The sequence below is a fragment of the Streptomyces sp. NPDC045022 genome (genome assembly GCF_056432605.1).
This window is the reverse complement of the sequence record NZ_JBWKIR010000023.1, coordinates 64,326-79,119: the sequence shown is the minus strand read 5'-3', so window position 1 is coordinate 79,119 and position 14,794 is coordinate 64,326. Positions and strand designations below refer to the sequence as shown.

14 protein-coding genes are annotated in these 14,794 nt (G+C 72.4%); 5 read left to right on the top strand and 9 right to left on the bottom strand.

Annotated features, from left to right (window positions below; translation table 11 throughout):
* Positions 1 to 86: 86 nt before the first annotated feature.
* Positions 87 to 665 carry a TetR/AcrR family transcriptional regulator gene (locus AC07C1_RS31375; RefSeq protein ID WP_478944484.1) on the top strand — a complete coding sequence of 193 codons (579 nt, stop codon included), beginning with the start codon at positions 87 to 89 and terminating at the stop codon, positions 663 to 665.
* 65 nt (positions 666 to 730) lie between these two features.
* Here the strand turns inward: AC07C1_RS31375 and AC07C1_RS31370 are convergent, their stop codons facing one another.
* The 5 genes from AC07C1_RS31370 to AC07C1_RS31350 form a co-directional block, all read right to left on the bottom strand.
* Entirely contained in the window at positions 731 to 2,971 is a 2,241-nt protein-coding gene (locus AC07C1_RS31370) for a putative bifunctional diguanylate cyclase/phosphodiesterase (protein WP_478944482.1), read from the bottom strand.
* A gap of 259 nt (positions 2,972 to 3,230) precedes the next feature.
* Entirely contained in the window at positions 3,231 to 5,426 is a 2,196-nt protein-coding gene (ligA, locus tag AC07C1_RS31365; protein ID WP_478944480.1) for an NAD-dependent DNA ligase LigA, read from the bottom strand.
* Between the two features lie 15 nt (positions 5,427 to 5,441).
* On the bottom strand, positions 5,442 to 6,449 hold the full coding sequence (locus AC07C1_RS31360; protein ID WP_478944478.1) for a methionine synthase: 1,008 nt from the start codon (positions 6,447 to 6,449) through the stop codon (positions 5,442 to 5,444).
* Between the two features lie 31 nt (positions 6,450 to 6,480).
* A complete protein-coding gene (locus AC07C1_RS31355; RefSeq protein ID WP_478944476.1) occupies positions 6,481 to 7,179 on the bottom strand; it encodes an SDR family oxidoreductase in 699 nt (232 codons plus the stop codon).
* Between the two features lie 7 nt (positions 7,180 to 7,186).
* Positions 7,187 to 7,750: an LOG family protein gene (locus tag AC07C1_RS31350; protein ID WP_478944474.1), complete on the bottom strand. Its 564-nt coding sequence runs from the start codon at positions 7,748 to 7,750 to the stop codon at positions 7,187 to 7,189.
* A gap of 65 nt (positions 7,751 to 7,815) precedes the next feature.
* Here AC07C1_RS31350 and AC07C1_RS31345 point away from each other — a divergent pair, with 65 nt between their 5' ends.
* Positions 7,816 to 8,139: a DUF427 domain-containing protein gene (locus AC07C1_RS31345; protein WP_478944472.1), complete on the top strand. Its 324-nt coding sequence runs from the start codon at positions 7,816 to 7,818 to the stop codon at positions 8,137 to 8,139.
* A 63-nt stretch (positions 8,140 to 8,202) separates the two neighbouring features.
* Positions 8,203 to 8,985, top strand: a complete 783-nt coding sequence (locus AC07C1_RS31340) for an alpha/beta fold hydrolase (protein WP_478944470.1) — start codon at positions 8,203 to 8,205, stop codon at positions 8,983 to 8,985.
* 413 nt (positions 8,986 to 9,398) lie between these two features.
* On the opposite strand, the gene mnmA is transcribed toward AC07C1_RS31340, so the two are convergent.
* Positions 9,399 to 10,529 (bottom strand): tRNA 2-thiouridine(34) synthase MnmA, encoded by a 1,131-nt coding sequence (gene mnmA, locus AC07C1_RS31335; RefSeq protein ID WP_478944468.1) that lies wholly within the window; start codon positions 10,527 to 10,529, stop codon positions 9,399 to 9,401.
* Between the two features lie 59 nt (positions 10,530 to 10,588).
* On the opposite strand from mnmA, the gene AC07C1_RS31330 reads away from it, so the two are divergent.
* Positions 10,589 to 11,269 (top strand): N-acetylmuramoyl-L-alanine amidase, encoded by a 681-nt coding sequence (locus AC07C1_RS31330; protein ID WP_478944466.1) that lies wholly within the window; start codon positions 10,589 to 10,591, stop codon positions 11,267 to 11,269.
* Between the two features lie 259 nt (positions 11,270 to 11,528).
* On the opposite strand, the gene AC07C1_RS31325 is transcribed toward AC07C1_RS31330, so the two are convergent.
* The 3 genes from AC07C1_RS31325 to AC07C1_RS31315 all read right to left on the bottom strand — a co-directional run bounded on the left by AC07C1_RS31325 (position 11,529) and on the right by AC07C1_RS31315 (position 13,514).
* Positions 11,529 to 12,698 carry a cysteine desulfurase family protein gene (locus tag AC07C1_RS31325; RefSeq protein ID WP_478944464.1) on the bottom strand — a complete coding sequence of 390 codons (1,170 nt, stop codon included), beginning with the start codon at positions 12,696 to 12,698 and terminating at the stop codon, positions 11,529 to 11,531.
* A 323-nt stretch (positions 12,699 to 13,021) separates the two neighbouring features.
* Positions 13,022 to 13,315, bottom strand: coding sequence for a DUF4190 domain-containing protein (locus AC07C1_RS31320; protein WP_478944462.1), 294 nt, complete (start codon positions 13,313 to 13,315; stop codon positions 13,022 to 13,024).
* A 31-nt stretch (positions 13,316 to 13,346) separates the two neighbouring features.
* Positions 13,347 to 13,514: a hypothetical protein gene (locus tag AC07C1_RS31315; RefSeq protein ID WP_478944460.1), complete on the bottom strand. Its 168-nt coding sequence runs from the start codon at positions 13,512 to 13,514 to the stop codon at positions 13,347 to 13,349.
* Positions 13,515 to 13,659: 145 nt separating this feature from the next.
* On the opposite strand from AC07C1_RS31315, the gene AC07C1_RS31310 reads away from it, so the two are divergent.
* Positions 13,660 to 14,286, top strand: a complete 627-nt coding sequence (locus tag AC07C1_RS31310; protein ID WP_478944458.1) for a TetR family transcriptional regulator — start codon at positions 13,660 to 13,662, stop codon at positions 14,284 to 14,286.
* The last annotated feature ends 508 nt before the right edge of the window (positions 14,287 to 14,794 follow it).

Below are 14,794 nucleotides of genomic sequence, written 5' to 3'. Positions count from 1 at the left end.
CCTCCCCAATTTTCTAGCGTCGCTAGATGTAAGAGCGAAGCTAGCAGAGCGCCGACAGAAACGCTAGCGGTGCTAGAATCACAGTCATGTCGATCCAGACGCGCCGGGAGCGCGAACGAGCGGAACGCGCGCGGCTGATCGTGACGGCCGCACGGGAACTGGCGGAGGCCGAGGGCTGGGACGCGGTGACCACCCGCCGGCTGGCCGCCGAGATCGAGTACAGCCAGCCGGTGCTGTACAGCCACTTCAAGGGCAAGGACGCGATCATGGCGGCGGTCGCGGTGCAGGGTTTCGCCGACCTGGCGGTGGAGCTGCGGGCGGCGCGGACGGCGGCACGGGGCACGCGGGAGGCGCTCGCGGCGGTGGCGGAGACGTACACATCCTTCGCACGGCGCCGGCCCGCCCTCTACGACGCGATGTTCACCCACCGGGTGGCACTGCCGTTCGCTACGGAGGAGGCTCCGGCGCCGTTGTGGGAGGCCTTCGGCGAGCTGCTGCTGGCGGTGGACCCGATCGCCGCCGAGGGCGACGATCCCGGCCTGCTCGTCGAGACGTTCTGGGCGGGGCTGCACGGGTTGGTGACGCTGATGCGCAGCGGACGGCTTCCGGAAGGCGGGCACGAGCAACGGCTGGCGCTGCTGATCGGGCACTTCGCGGGGGGCTGACCGCTCGGCGCCGCGCGAGAGGGCGCCGCTCCAGCCGAGCGGAAACAGGGGGCGAGGCGGGGAGCCTACTCGGCGGCCGGAAGCGCGGCGCGAGGGCGTTGCCAGCCCCGCGAGCCCCTCGCCAGCAGCCACGCCGTCGTCTCCTCCGGAGGCATCGCGGCGGCGACGAGCCACCCCTGCACCGCGTCACAGCCCAGGTCCCGCAGCCGTTCCCATGTCTCGTCGTCCTCCACGCCCTCGGCGACGACGAGGAGGCCCAGCGAATGCGCCAGGTCGAGGGTGCAGCGCACGATCTCCGCGTCCTGGGCGTCGACGGCCAGCCGGGCCACGAAGGAACGGTCGATCTTCAGCTCGCTGACGGGCAGCCGCCGCAGATGGACCAGGGACGAGTACCCGGTGCCGAAGTCGTCGAGGGACATCTTCACGCCGTGCGCGTGGAGCCCGGCGAGGGTGTCGGCGGCCCGCTGCGGGTCCTCCAGCAGGACGTGTTCCGTTATCTCCAGCTGCAACGCCCCGGCAGGCACCCCGTGCCGGGCCAGCCGCGCGGCGACGGACCCCGCGAAACCAGGTGTGTGGACATCACGCGGCGAGACGTTCACCGCGACCGGGACCCGCAGCCCCTGGGCCCGCCAGCGGGCGACCTGCGCGAGCGCGGTGTCCAGGACGTACTCCGTCAGATGGGGCATCAGCCCGGAGGATTCGGCGATCGCTATGAACTCGTCCGGCGGAACCTTCCCGCGCTCGGGATGCACCCAGCGCACCAGCGCCTCCAGGCCGGCGACCTGCCCGTCGAAGCGGACCTTGGGCTGGTAGTGCAGCTGCACCTCGTGCGCGTCCAGCGCGCGGCGCAGATCGCCCAGCAGGCCGAGGCGGTCCGGGGTGTTGGAGTCGCGCTTGGACTCGTACACCTCGACGCCCGTACGGTCCCGCTTCGCCTGGTACATCGCCACATCCGCCCGCCGCAGCAGCCCCTCGGCGTCCAGGGCGTGGTCGGGGAAGACGGCTACGCCGGCGCTGGCCTCCAGGACGAGGGTGAGCCCGTCGAGGTCGAGCGGGGAGCTGAGGGCGGTGACGAGACCGCGGGCGACGCGCATGGCCGACGTGGTGGAGTCGGCCACGGGCAGTAAGACGGCGAACTCGTCGCCGCCGAGCCGGGCGGCCTCGGCGCCGCGCGGCAGGGCCAGCCGCAGCCGGTCGGCTATCTGGAGCAGCAGCCGGTCACCGGCGAGATGACCGAGAGTGTCGTTCACCGACCGGAACCGGTCGAGGTCGATCAGCATGAGGGCGGCACGGGCGCCGATGCGTTCGGCGTCGTCGAGCGCCGTCCAGATCCGCTCCAGCAGCCACTGCCGGTTGGGCAGCCCGGTCAGCGGGTCGCGCAGCTGCTCCTCGGCGCGGGCGCGGGCCATCCACAGGGTGGAGTCGAGGGCTATGAGGGGGATCGCGAACAGCGGGAGCAGGATCGGCTGGGCGTCGGCGACGACACACAGCAGGGGCGCGATGCCGAGCAGCGCGACGGCGACCAGGCCCTGTCTGACCACGGCGGTACGGGCGATGGTGGGCAGTCCGCCGCCGCGCGGTGCGTGCAGGTACCACAGCAGGCCGCGACTGACGGCGAGGTAGGCGACCGCGACGAGGGCGAACTCGGGCACGGTGGTGACGCTCCAACTGTCGGGACGCCACGGCTCCTCGACGCTCGGCACCCGGCCGAACGCGCCGAGCAGCAGGGCGCCGGCACCGATACCGAGGAGGTCCACCGCGCCGTGCAGCACGCCCTGACGCCAGCGGTTGCGTCGGGCGATGCCGACGAGGACGACGACGGTGAGGCTGACCATGCCCGCGGACACCCAGCCGTACAGCAGCAGGACGGCGAGGGTGAGGGCGGCGCCGGAGGCGGTGGCGCCCCACCAGCGGGCGCGGCCCAGCATGACCAGGTGGCCGACGATGATGCCGGTGAGCAGGGCCAGTGACCAGCCGACCGTGCCGCACGGGAAGAGGGCGTGATGGCCGGTGTAGGCCCGGTAGAAGCCGGCGCCGAGGACCACTCCGGCGGCGGCCACGACGGCCGCGGGCAGCGCGGGCCAGGACAGGTGCCGTTCGGCGTCGGCGCCGGGGAGGCCGGAGGCGGGCTCGGCGGCCAGGGGTATCGGGGGGTGCGGTTCGGTGGCGGTGCCCGGTCCGGACGGGCGCGGCTGCCCGCCCGTCCGCCCGTCGCCCCGCCCCGTCCACCGGTTCCCGCGCCACGCGCCCGCACGGCGGCGCAGGCGCAGCCATGAGTCCGGGGCGACGCTCTCGGTCGGTTCCATTCCCGTCCCTCTCACAGCCGGCGGTGCCCACGCCACGCGGTCCGATGCCCGACAACCATCAGCGGCTCCGCGCCGAAGAAACCTTTCCCGCGCCCTCGTCGGACACGGTGATGCCCCAACCGCAGCTGGGCACGGCAGGCGCACCTCTCAACAGTAGGCCGCAGAAGGCTTCCTCGGGCAGCGGTCGCCGGCGGTTGCCCGAATGCGCCCGGGCCACCCGTATGCATCTGATATGCGCCGATCGGGTGGCCTTCAACCGCTACTCCCCGGTCGGAAGCGCGACTTCGGCCGCCGCTTCGGGGCCCTGCTCCAAAAGGACGCCGAAACCGTCCTCGTTCAGAACAGGAACCTTGAGTTGCATGGCCTTGTCGTATTTCGATCCAGGGTTGTCACCCACAACGACGAACGAGGTCTTTTTGGAAACCGAACCGGTCACCTTCGCGCCCCGGCTCTGCAGGGCCTCCTTGGCGCCGTCCCGGGTGAAGTTCTCCAGAGTGCCGGTCACGACGACCGTGAGCCCCTCCAGCGGGCGCGGACCCTCGTCCTCGCCGGTCGACTGGTCCTCGAGCGGGACTCCGGCGGCCTTCCACTTGCGGACGATCTCGCGGTGCCAGTCCTCGGCGAACCACTCCTTGAGCGCGGCGGCGATGATCGGGCCGACGCCGTCGGTGGCCGCCAGCTCCTGCTCGCCGGCCTGCTCGATGCGGTCGATGGAACGGAACTCACGGGCCAGCGCCTGGGCCGCCACCGGTCCCACGTGCCGGATCGACAGCCCGTTGAGGAACCGGGCCAGCGGGCGACCCTTGGCCGCCTCGATGTTCTCCAGCAGGGCGAGGGTGTTCTTCTTCGGCTCGCCCTTCTGGTTGGCGAAGACCGTGACGACCTTCTCCTCGCCCGTCTTGGGGTCGCGCTTGGGCAGACCGCTGTCCGGGTCCAGGACATGGGCCTTGATGGGCAGCAGCTTCTCCACCGTCAGGTCGAACAGGTCGCCCTCGTCCACCAGCGGCGGGTCGGCCGGCTCCAGCGGGCGGGTGAGCGCGGCGGCGGCCACCTGGCCGAAGTGCTCGATGTCCAGGCACTCACGGCCCGCGAGGTAGGCGACGCGCTCCCGCAACTGGGCCGGGCAGGTGCGGGCGTTCGGGCAGCGGAGGTCGATGTCGCCCTCCTTCATGGGCCGCAGCGGCGTCCCGCACTCCGGGCACTCGCCCGGCATCACGAACTCACGTTCGCCGCCATCCCGCAGGTCGACCACCGGGCCGAGGATCTCCGGGATGACGTCACCGGCCTTGCGGATGACCACGGTGTCCCCGATCAGCACACCCTTGGCCTTGACGACCTCCTGGTTGTGCAGGGTGGCGAACTCGACCTCGCTGCCCGCCACCGTGACCGGCTCGACCTGCGCGTACGGCGTGACGCGGCCGGTGCGGCCGACGCCCACCTTGATGTCGATGAGCTTGGTGTTGACCTCTTCCGGCGCGTACTTGTACGCGATCGCCCAGCGCGGCGCCCGCGCGGTGGAGCCGAGGCGGCCCTGGAGACGGATCTCGTCCAGCTTGACGACCACGCCGTCGATCTCGTGTTCGACGGAGTGGCGGTTCTCTCCGTAGTACGCGATGAACTCCCGTACGCCGTCGAGGTCTTCGACCACGCGGTTGTGCCGGGAGGTGGGCAGGCCCCAGGTCTGCAGCAGGTCGTAGGCCTGGGAGAGACGGGTCATGCCCGTGAAGCCCTGCAGGGCGCCGATGCCGTGGACGACCATGTGCAGCGGGCGGGTGGCGGTGACCCGCGGGTCCTTCTGGCGCAGCGAACCGGCGGCGGCGTTGCGGGGGTTGGCGAAGGGCTTGTCACCGGCCGCGACCAGACGTTCGTTGAGTTCGAGGAACTTCTCCATCGGGAAGTAGACCTCGCCGCGGATCTCCACGAGGCCGGGGACCTCGTCGCCGTGCAGCCGGTCGGGGATCTCCGCGATCGTACGGACGTTCGGCGTGATGTCCTCGCCGGTGCGGCCGTCGCCCCGCGTCGCCGCGCGCGTGAGGCGGCCGTTCTCGTAGGTGAGGTTGACCGCGAGGCCGTCCACCTTCAGCTCGCACAGGAAGTGGTACTCCTGGTCGCCCAGTTCCCTGGCGATGCGGTCGGCCCAGGCGGCGAGGTCGTCGTCGTTGAAGGTGTTGTCGAGCGAGAGCATCCGCTGGCGGTGCTCGACCGAGGTGAACTCCGTCTCGTACGACCCCGCGACCTTCTGGGTCGGCGAGTCCGGGGTGCGCAGCTCCGGGAACTCCGCCTCCAGGGCCTCCAGAGTCTTCAGGAGCTTGTCGAACTCCGCGTCGCTGATGACGGGAGCGTCCTTCACGTAGTACCGGAAGCGGTGCTCCTCGATCTGCTCCGCCAGCTGCGCGTGCTTCTCGCGGGCCTCGGCGGGCACCGCCGTCGTCTCCGCCTGCTTGTCGCCGGCCACCGTGTCGTCCTCCCGTTACTCTGGGTTGTCAGCGAGGGATCTCGCCGCCAGGACGCAGTGGGCGAGCGCCTGGCGCGCGTAGGCGGGGGAGGCCCCCGCCAGACCGCACGCCGGGGTGACCGTGACCGCCTCCGCGAGCAGCCCCGGATTGAGGCCCAGCCTGCGCCACAACGTTCTGACACCCATGACGCTACCGGCAGGGTCTGACAATGGGCCGTCCGTGCCCGGGACGACACCGGCGAACAGCCGGGTGCCGGCCTCGACGGCCTCACCGATCATGTCGTCGTCACGCTCGGTGAGCAGCGCGAAGTCGAAGGAGACGGCGGCCGCCCCCGCGCGGCGCAGCAGCGCGAAGGGGACGTCGGGCGCGCAGGAGTGCACCACGACGGGGCCGCCGCCGTGCACCTCGATCGTCTCCCGCAGTGTGGACTCGACCACCTGCCGGTCCACGGCCCGGTGTGTGCGGTAGCCGCTGGCGGTCCTCACCTGTCCGCGCAGGACGGCGGTGAGGGAGGGCTCGTCGAGCTGCAGCACGAGCCGGGCGCCCGGCACGCGCCGCTGCACATCGGCGAGGTGGAGGCGCAGCCCCTCCCCCAGTGAGGCGGCGAGGTCGCGGCAGGCACCGGGGTCCGACAGCGCTGCCTCGCCGTTCTTCAGCTCCAGGGCCGCGGCCAGCGTCCACGGCCCGGCCGCCTGGACTTTCAGGTCGCCCTGGTAGCCCTGGGTGAACTCCTCCAGTGCGTCGAGATCCTCCCGCAGCCAGGAGCGGGCCCGCCCGGTGTCCCGGCCCGGCCGGTCCCCGATCCGCCAGCCGCTGGGCTCCACGCGCGCGTACAGCTCGACCAGCAGGCCCGCGGTACGGCCGATCATGTCGGCGCCGGGGCCACGAGCGGGCAGCTCCGCGAGGAAGGGGAAGTCCTCGAAGGACCCGGTGGCGGCCTTGGCCGCCTCGCGGGCATCGCCACCGGGCAGGGACCCGACGCCGGTGGCACCACCGAACCTGAACACGCTGTTTTCGCTCACCAGGGAAGCCTACGGAACCCTCCGGCCGGGGTCAGCGTCCCGGCCGTACCGTCAGGTCGTTGACCTCCGCGTCCTGCGGCAGATCCAGCGCCATCAGGATCGTCGTGGCGACCGACTCGGGGTCGATCCACCGCGCGGGGTCGTACTCCTTGCCCTCCTGCTGGTGGACCTTGGCCTGCATGGGGCTCGCCGTGCGGCCGGGGTAGACGGAGGTGACGCGGACGCCGTTGCCGTGCTCCTCGTGGCGCAGGGAGTCGGCGAGGGCCTTCAGGCCGTGCTTGGAGGCGGCGTACGCGGACCAGCCGGCGTGCGCGTTGAGTCCGGAGCCGGAGTTGACGAAGATCACATGCCCGTGGGCCGCGCGGAGCTGGGGCAGGAAGTGCCGGGTCAGCTCGGCGGGGGCGATCAGGTTGACGTTGAGCTGGTGACGCCAGGACTTCGGGGTCAGGTCGCCGACCGCGCCCAGGTCCACGACTCCGGCGATGTGCAGCAGCGAGTCCACGCGGTCCGGGAGCGTCTGGTGGGAGAACGCCCAGGAGAGCTTGTCCGGGTCCGCGAGGTCGCCGACCAGGGTGCGCGCCCCCGGGAACTCGGCGGCCAGTTCCTTCGCCCGGCCCGCGTCCCGCGCGTGCAGCACGAGTTCGTCCCCGCGCGCGTGCAGCCGGCGGGTCACGGCCGCGCCGATGCCGGACCCGGCCCCGGTGATCACATGAGTAGCCATGCCCGCCATGCTCGCATCAGTGGCGGTCGGGCTGCGCGGCGGTGGCCGCCGACGCCGCGGCCTCCAGGTGGGCCAGGGCCCCGGCGGGCTCCTCGGCGAAGAAGACCAGCTCGGACAGCGGGCGCGGCAGGAAGCCCTCGTCCTCCATGCGGCGGAACTGCTGCTGGAGTCCGTCGTAGAAACCGGCGGTGTTGAGCAGCACGACCGGCTTCTCGGTACGGCCGTGCTTCTTCAGTTCCAGGATCTCGGTGGCCTCGTCCAGCGTGCCGGTGCCGCCCACCATGATCACCACGGCGTCGGCCTTCTCCAGCAGCAGCTTCTTGCGTTCGGCGAGGTCGCCGGCGATGACCATCTCGTCCGCGCCGGGCCGCGCCTTGTTCGCCAGGAACTCCACGGACACACCCAGCAGCCTGCCGCCCGCTTCCTGCACACCGTCGGCGACCACCTTCATCAGGCCGACGTTGGAGCCGCCCCAGACCAGGGTGTGACCGGCCTTGCCGATCAGTTCCGCGAACTCGCGCGCGGGGCGCGTGTAACGGTCGTCGAGGTCGGCGGCGGACAGGAAGACGCAGATGTTCATGGCCTCTACCGTACGGCCCGTGCCGTGCACGGGAAGAAGAGCGGCCCGCCCGGTGCTCATCCCATATGAGCCAAGGACACACGATCACCATCGAGCAGAGCGAACGGCACGTGCGCGTGGTGCACGGTGACCAGGTACTCGCGGACAGCGACCGCCCCCTGGTGCTGCGCGAGACGGGCTGTCCGGCGCGGTACTACATCCCCGCCGAGGACGTACGCCTCGACCTCCTGACCCCCTCCGACACGCACAGCGTCTGCCCGTTCAAGGGCACGGCGTCCTACTGGTCGCGGCCGGGCGCGCCGGATCTCGTCTGGGGGTACCCGGACCCGAAGCCGGAGGTGGCGCAGATCAAGGATCACCTGTGCTTCTACGAGGTCGACGTGTCATGAACGGCGGTGGCATCGCCGTGTCGTGACCGATGAGTCCCGTGCCGTGCGGCAGTCTGCACGGCCATGGACAAGATGACGACTTCCCGCGACGGCACCTCCCTGGCGTACGAAGTGACCGGCCAGGGGCCCACGGTGATCCTGGTGAGCGGCGCGATGTCCACCGGCGGCACCGTGGCGCCCCTGGCCCAGCGGCTCGCGGACCGCTGCACGGCCGTCGTCCACGATCGCCGGGGCCGCGGCGCCAGCGGTGACACCCCGCCCTACGAGGTCGCCCGAGAGATCGAGGACCTGGCGGCGCTGATCGACGCGGTGGGCGGCGACGCGGCGCTCTTCGGGGTCTCCTCGGGTGGCGCGCTGGTCCTGGAGGCGGCGGCGAGCGGTCTGCCGGTGCGTCAGGTGGCCGTCTACGAGGTGCCGTTCGCCGACTTCCTGGCGGGCGGCGCCGAGCGCGAGGCCACGTACAAGGAGCAGCTGAACAAGGCACTCGCCGAGGGCCGGCGCGGCGACGCGGTGGAGTTGTTCCTGCGCCTGACGGGCCTGGCCGAGGAGATGATCCAAGGCGCCCGACAGTCGCCGATGTGGCCCGGCATGGAGGCGGTGGCACCGAGCCTCGCCTACGACGACGCGGTCATGGGCGACGGCCTGCTCCCCCGGGAACGGCTGGCCGCGATCTCCGTGCCCGTGCTGTCCGTCGCGGGCGGGGCGAGCCCGGAGTGGATGCACCGGGCGAGCCAGGCCGTCGCGAAGGCAGTGCCGCAGGGCACGTACCGGATCCTGGAGGGGCAGACCCACATGGTAGAGCCGGACGTACTGGGACCGGTGCTGGCGGAGTTCTTCACCGGGTAGCCGGACGGACGGAACCGAGGCGGACGGACGGAACCCAGGCGGCCGGAGCGAGGCGGCTGGGCGGCTGGGCGGCTGGGCATGGGAGCCGGGGTGGCCCAGCCGCCTGGGCATGGGAGCCGGGGTGGCCCAGCCGCCTGGGCATGGGAGCCGGGGTGGCCCAGCCGCCTGGGCATGGGAGCCGGGGTGGCCGGGGGCCGAATGGGGGCTGCCTGGCGCCGGGACGGGGGGCGGCCTGGCGCGGCCGCAGCGCCGGGGCAGGGCTGCCTGACGCCGGGGCAGGGCTGCCGGCCAGGCACTGGAGCCGGGCTGCCCAAAGCCGGAACGGGGTGGCCTGGCGCCGGAGCGGGGCGGCCAGACACGCTCACCGGATCACATCACCGCCGCCGCCGCCGTCGTCGTGCGAGCCCGCGCGGTTACACCGCCGCCGCTGTCGCGCGCGTGGTCGATGCGATCGTTGCCGAGCCGACCACGCGGGTGCCGTCGTACAGGACGATCGCCTGGCCGGGGGCCACGCCGCGGACCGGCTCGGTGAAGGTGACGCGCAGTTCGCCGTCGACGGGTTCCGCGGTGACCTCGGTCTCGCCACCGTGGGCGCGCAGCTGGGCGGTGTAGGTGCCCGGCCCGGCCGGGGCGGTGCCGCACCAGCGGGGCTTGATCGCGGTGAGAGCCGTGACGTCCAGGGCGGACGCGGGGCCGACGGTGACCGTGTTGGTGACCGGGGAGATGTCGAGGACGTAGCGCGGCTTGCCGTCGGAGGCCGGGGTGCCGATGCGCAGGCCCTTGCGCTGGCCGATGGTGAATCCGTACGCGCCCTCGTGCGAGCCCACGCGGTTTCCGTCCTCGTCCACGATGTCGCCCTCGGCCTTGCCGAGCCGCTTGGCCAGGAAGCCCTGGGTGTCACCGTCGGCGATGAAGCAGATGTCGTGCGAGTCGGGCTTCTTGGCCACCGCCAGGCCCCGGCGCTCGGCCTCGGCGCGGATCTCCTCCTTGGTGGTGACGGTGTCGCCGAGCGGGAACATCGCGTGGGCGAGCTGCTTGTCGTCCAGGACCCCGAGGACGTACGACTGGTCCTTGGCCATGTCGGAGGCGCGGTGCAGCTCGCGGGAGCCGTCCTCGCCCACGATCACCTTGGCGTAGTGGCCGGTGCAGACGGCGTCGAAGCCGAGGGCCAGCGCCTTGTCCAGCAGCGCGGCGAACTTGATCTTCTCGTTGCAGCGCAGGCACGGGTTCGGGGTGCGGCCGGCCTCGTACTCGGCGACGAAGTCCTCGACGACGTCCTCGCGGAAGCGGTCGGCGAGGTCCCAGACGTAGAACGGGATGCCGATGACGTCGGCCGCGCGGCGGGCGTCACGCGAGTCCTCGATGGTGCAACAGCCCCGCGCGCCGGTGCGGAAGGACTGCGGGTTCGCGGAGAGCGCGAGGTGGACGCCGGTGACGTCGTGGCCGGCTTCCGCGGCACGGGCGGCGGCGACGGCGGAGTCGACTCCACCGGACATGGCGGCGAGGACGCGGAGGGGGCGGGTGCGCGGCGGGGTGTCAGTCATAGCCCTTCCAGAGTACGGGGCGCGGGAACCGGGGCCGCCGGATATCCGTTGGAGAGCACATGGGGGCGAGCGAGGACCGCGCGAGGGCGGCGAAGGACGACACCGACCGCCGGCTGGGGCGGCGGGCCCTGCTGGCCGGCGGGGCCGCGGCCGCCGTGGGCACGGCCGTGCTGGCCCGGGAGGAGCTGTCCCGGCTGTGGTGGCGGCTGCCCGGCGTGGAGAAGCCGCGGGTGGTGGGCGCGGTGGACTTCCGGGGCGCGCGCTGGGTGGCGGCCTCGGCCGCGAACTACCGGCGGGCGGACCGGCCGGACGACTATCCGGTCGACCGGGTGGTCATCCATGTCACCCAGGGCGGCTACGCGTCGGCGGTCAAGGTCTTCCAGGACCCGGCGCACGCGGCGGCGGCGCACTACATCGTGCGCGAGGACGGGCACGTCACCCAGCTGATCCGGGAACTGGACGTGGCCTTCCACGCGGGCAACCGGGAGTACAACGAGCGCAGTGTCGGCATCGAGCACGAGGGCTTCGTGGAGGCCGCCTCCTCCTTCACGGACGCCATGTACGCGGCCTCGGCGCGGCTGACGGCGGCGGTATGCGGGCGGTACGGCATACCCGTGGACCGGGAGCACATCATCGGCCACGTGGAGGTGCCGGGTACGGACCACACGGATCCGGGACCGCACTGGGACTGGGGTCGCTATCTGAGGCTGGTGCGACAGGCGCGCCGAGCCGGAGCCTGAACCGGCCAAAAAATCAAGAAAAGAGCCCTTTTGGTCCGGTATTGGGCGTTCTATGCTGATACCAGACCTACGGGACGAGTGAGGGAGTTCAAGCGGAGTAGCCGACTTCAGCGAGAGGCAGACGCCTCCGCTGGTGCCGACGTCGACGCTCGGACTGAGAGGCCGAAAAGTGGCTGGGACAGCACCGGACGGCGACCCCCAGATACCTGATCCGGGCAATGCCGGCGAAGGGAACCCGCCTCGTAGGTCGCTTCGTGCGTCAGCTCAGCCCCGCCGCCCGGGCACGCTCCACCGCCGGGCCGATCGCCTTGGCGACCGCCTCGACATCCGCCTCCGTCGAGGTGTGGCCGAGGGAGAAGCGCAGGGTGCCCCGGGCCAGGTCCGGGTCGGTGCCGGTGGCGAGCAGGACATGGCTGGGCTGGGCGACACCCGCGGTGCAGGCGGAGCCGGTGGAGCACTCGATGCCCTGGGCGTCCAGCAGGAGCAGCAGGGAGTCGCCCTCGCAGCCCGGGAAGGTGAAGTGCGCGTTGGCCGGAAGACGGCCCTCGGGTGCCGGGTCGCCGCCGAGAATCGCGTCCGGTACGGCGCCGCGGACGGCGTCGATCAGCTGGTCCCGCAGGGCGCCGATCTCGCGCGCGAACCACCCGCGCTGCTCGGCGGCGAGGCGGCCGGCGACGGCGAAGGACGCGATGACCGGGACGTCGAGGGTGCCGGAGCGGACGTGCCGCTCCTGACCGCCGCCGTGCAGCACGGGAACGGGGGTGTACTCGCGGCCGAGGAGCAGGGCGCCGATGCCGTACGGGCCGCCGACCTTGTGGCCGGAGACGGTCATCGCGGCGAGACCGGAGGCGGCGAAGTCGACCGGGACCTGCCCGAAGGCCTGGACCGCGTCGGAGTGCAGCGGAATACCGAACTCGGCGGCCACGTCGGCGAGTTCACGGACCGGCAGGACGGTGCCGATCTCGTTGTTGGCCCACATCACGGTGGCCAGGGCGACATCATCGGGGTTACGGGCGATGGCCTCGCGCAACGCCTCGGGGTGGACGCGGCCGTGGGAGTCGACGGGGAGGTACTCGACGGTGGCGCCCTCGTGTTCGCCGAGCCAGTGCACGGCGTCGAGGACGGCGTGGTGCTCGACGGGGCTGGCCAGGACGCGGGTGCGGGCCGGGTCGGCGTCGCGGCGGGACCAGTACAGGCCCTTCACCGCGAGGTTGTCGGCCTCGGTGCCGCCCGAGGTGAAGACGACCTCACTGGGCCGGGCGCCCAGCGCTTCCGCGAGGGTTTCGCGGGACTCCTCGACCGTGCGGCGGGCCCGGCGGCCGGAGGCGTGCAGGGAGGACGCGTTGCCGGTGATGCTCAGCTGGGCGGTCAGTGCCTCTGCCGCCTCCGGGAGCATCGGGGTCGTGGCGGCGTGGTCGAGGTAAGCCATGGTGAGCCCGATTCTACGGGGCCCTCGCGGTCGGCCCCGGCCGCGCGTGGCTGCCGTTGGCCGGCGGGCGTCTTGTGTGGGCCGCGCCTGAGCCCCGTGGCCTCGACGGCTAGGTCGGCCGCGCCCGCTCTCCGCCACGTTCTCGAAGGGGCTGGAACAGGGCCCGCGTCACGCCGGCGGAACTGCCGCCCACGGCGGCGCAGACCGGCTGCGGCCCGGCGCCCGGTGGGGGATCGGCTGCCCCGGCCCGGCACACGATGGCGGATCGGCTGCCCGGGCCTCGCCTGGCTGCCCCGTCGTCCTCGGGGCCGCTCAGCCGTTGGTCACAGGCTCCACGAAACGGTGTGGGACAGCTGCATCGAGGTCACCAGGACCGCCAGGTCGGCCACGCCCAGGGCCAGGCCCAGGTACGCACGGCCGCGGCGGGCCGTCCCGCGCCAGAGGGCGACGGCGGACAGGACGATGGCGATCGGGCCGAGGAAGAGGTTGAGGACGAGCAGGCCGAGGAGGCCGAGGATGAAGGACGCGACGGCCATGCCGTCGGCGTCGCGTGTACGCGGACGGGTGTCGGTGAGGCTGGTGTCGGTGCTGCTGGTGGCCGGTGCGGTGAGTTGCATGATGCTCAGCTCCTGAAGTCCTTTCCGGCGGTCAGTTGGCGGTTGTGCGGCGACGGCGGCCGTGGCGTTCACGGATCGCGAAGACGCCGAGCCAGACGGCGATGACGGCGGCCATCACGGCGGTGACGGTCAGCGGTGCGTGGGCCACGGTGCCCAGCACGACGCCAAACAGCATGAGTGCGGCGACGAGGAACAGCATGGGATCGAATCCCCCCTCCGGGGTGCCTCGTGTTCGGCCGGTGTGAAGTTTGGGTGAACAGTTGTAGTAACAGTTGTTCACTGATTTCGAGTCTAGCGCCTCCCACGGCTTTCCAATTCCAGAGAACAGTTGTTAACTGGATGACATGAGTCACACCCTCGGCATCCGGCAGGCCCAGAAGCAGAAGACCCGCCAGGCGTTCCTCGACGCGGCGCTCACCCTGCTGGAGGAGCAGAGCCTGAGCAGCCTGGGCCTGCGCGAGGTCACCCGGGCCGTCGGCGTCGCCCCGACCGCCTTCTACCGGCACTTCCGCTCGACCGCCGACCTCGGTGTCGCCCTGGTCGACGAAGCGCTGGGCAGCCTGCACCCGATGGTGCGGACGACGGTGTCCACCACGGGCGACAGCGAGGAACGCATCGCGCGTGCCGTCGAGTTGATCGCCCACCACGTCGACGCGTACCCGGCGCACGTCCGGTTCATCGCCCGCGAGCGGCACGGCGGGGTGCAGCCGGTGCGCGAGGCCATCCGGGACCAACTGGCCCGGTTCGCCGAGGAGGTGAAGGCCGAACTGGCCAAGGACCGGGAGGCCGCGGGCTGGACCGACGACGACCTGCTGATGCTCGCGCACCTCTACGTCGACCAGATGCTCATCACCGCCTCCCTGTTCCTCGAGGCGCTGGAGGCCCCGGAGGAGGAGCGGGAGCGGGTGACGCAGCTCGCCACCCGGCAACTGCGGCTCATCAGCATCGGCCGCAGCCACTGGCTCGGCTGAGCCCCCACGGCGCACGGGCAGGGGCGCACATCCGGCGCTCCGCCCCGCGTGCTCGTACGACCCTCCACCCAGCCCTGCCGGGCCTGCCTCGCGGACCGCCTCCCGGACTACCCCCGGCCGGCCCACCACCCGGCCCCCGCAGCCGCCGCCCTGACCGCCCCTCGGGACCACCCTGCCCGCCATCCCCGCCCTGCCCCCGGGGGCACCGCTCGCATGCCCGAAGGCATCCCCGCTCCATACCCCGCCGACACCGCCGATCGGCCCGGCCGTGGGCGCTCCCCAGGGCGCACCGGAGCGAGCCCACCGGACCGGCCGGACGCACCACCCGCATGCCCGAAGCCCGCTGGACAACCGCCGGACGTCCCGCCAGACGTGCCGCCGGACGTGCTCGGCGCGCCGATCGGCCCGGCCGCGGCGCTCCCCAGGGCGCACCGGAGCGAGCCCACCGGACCGGCCGGACGCACCACCCGCATGCCCGAAGCCCGCTGGACAACCGCCGGACGTCCCG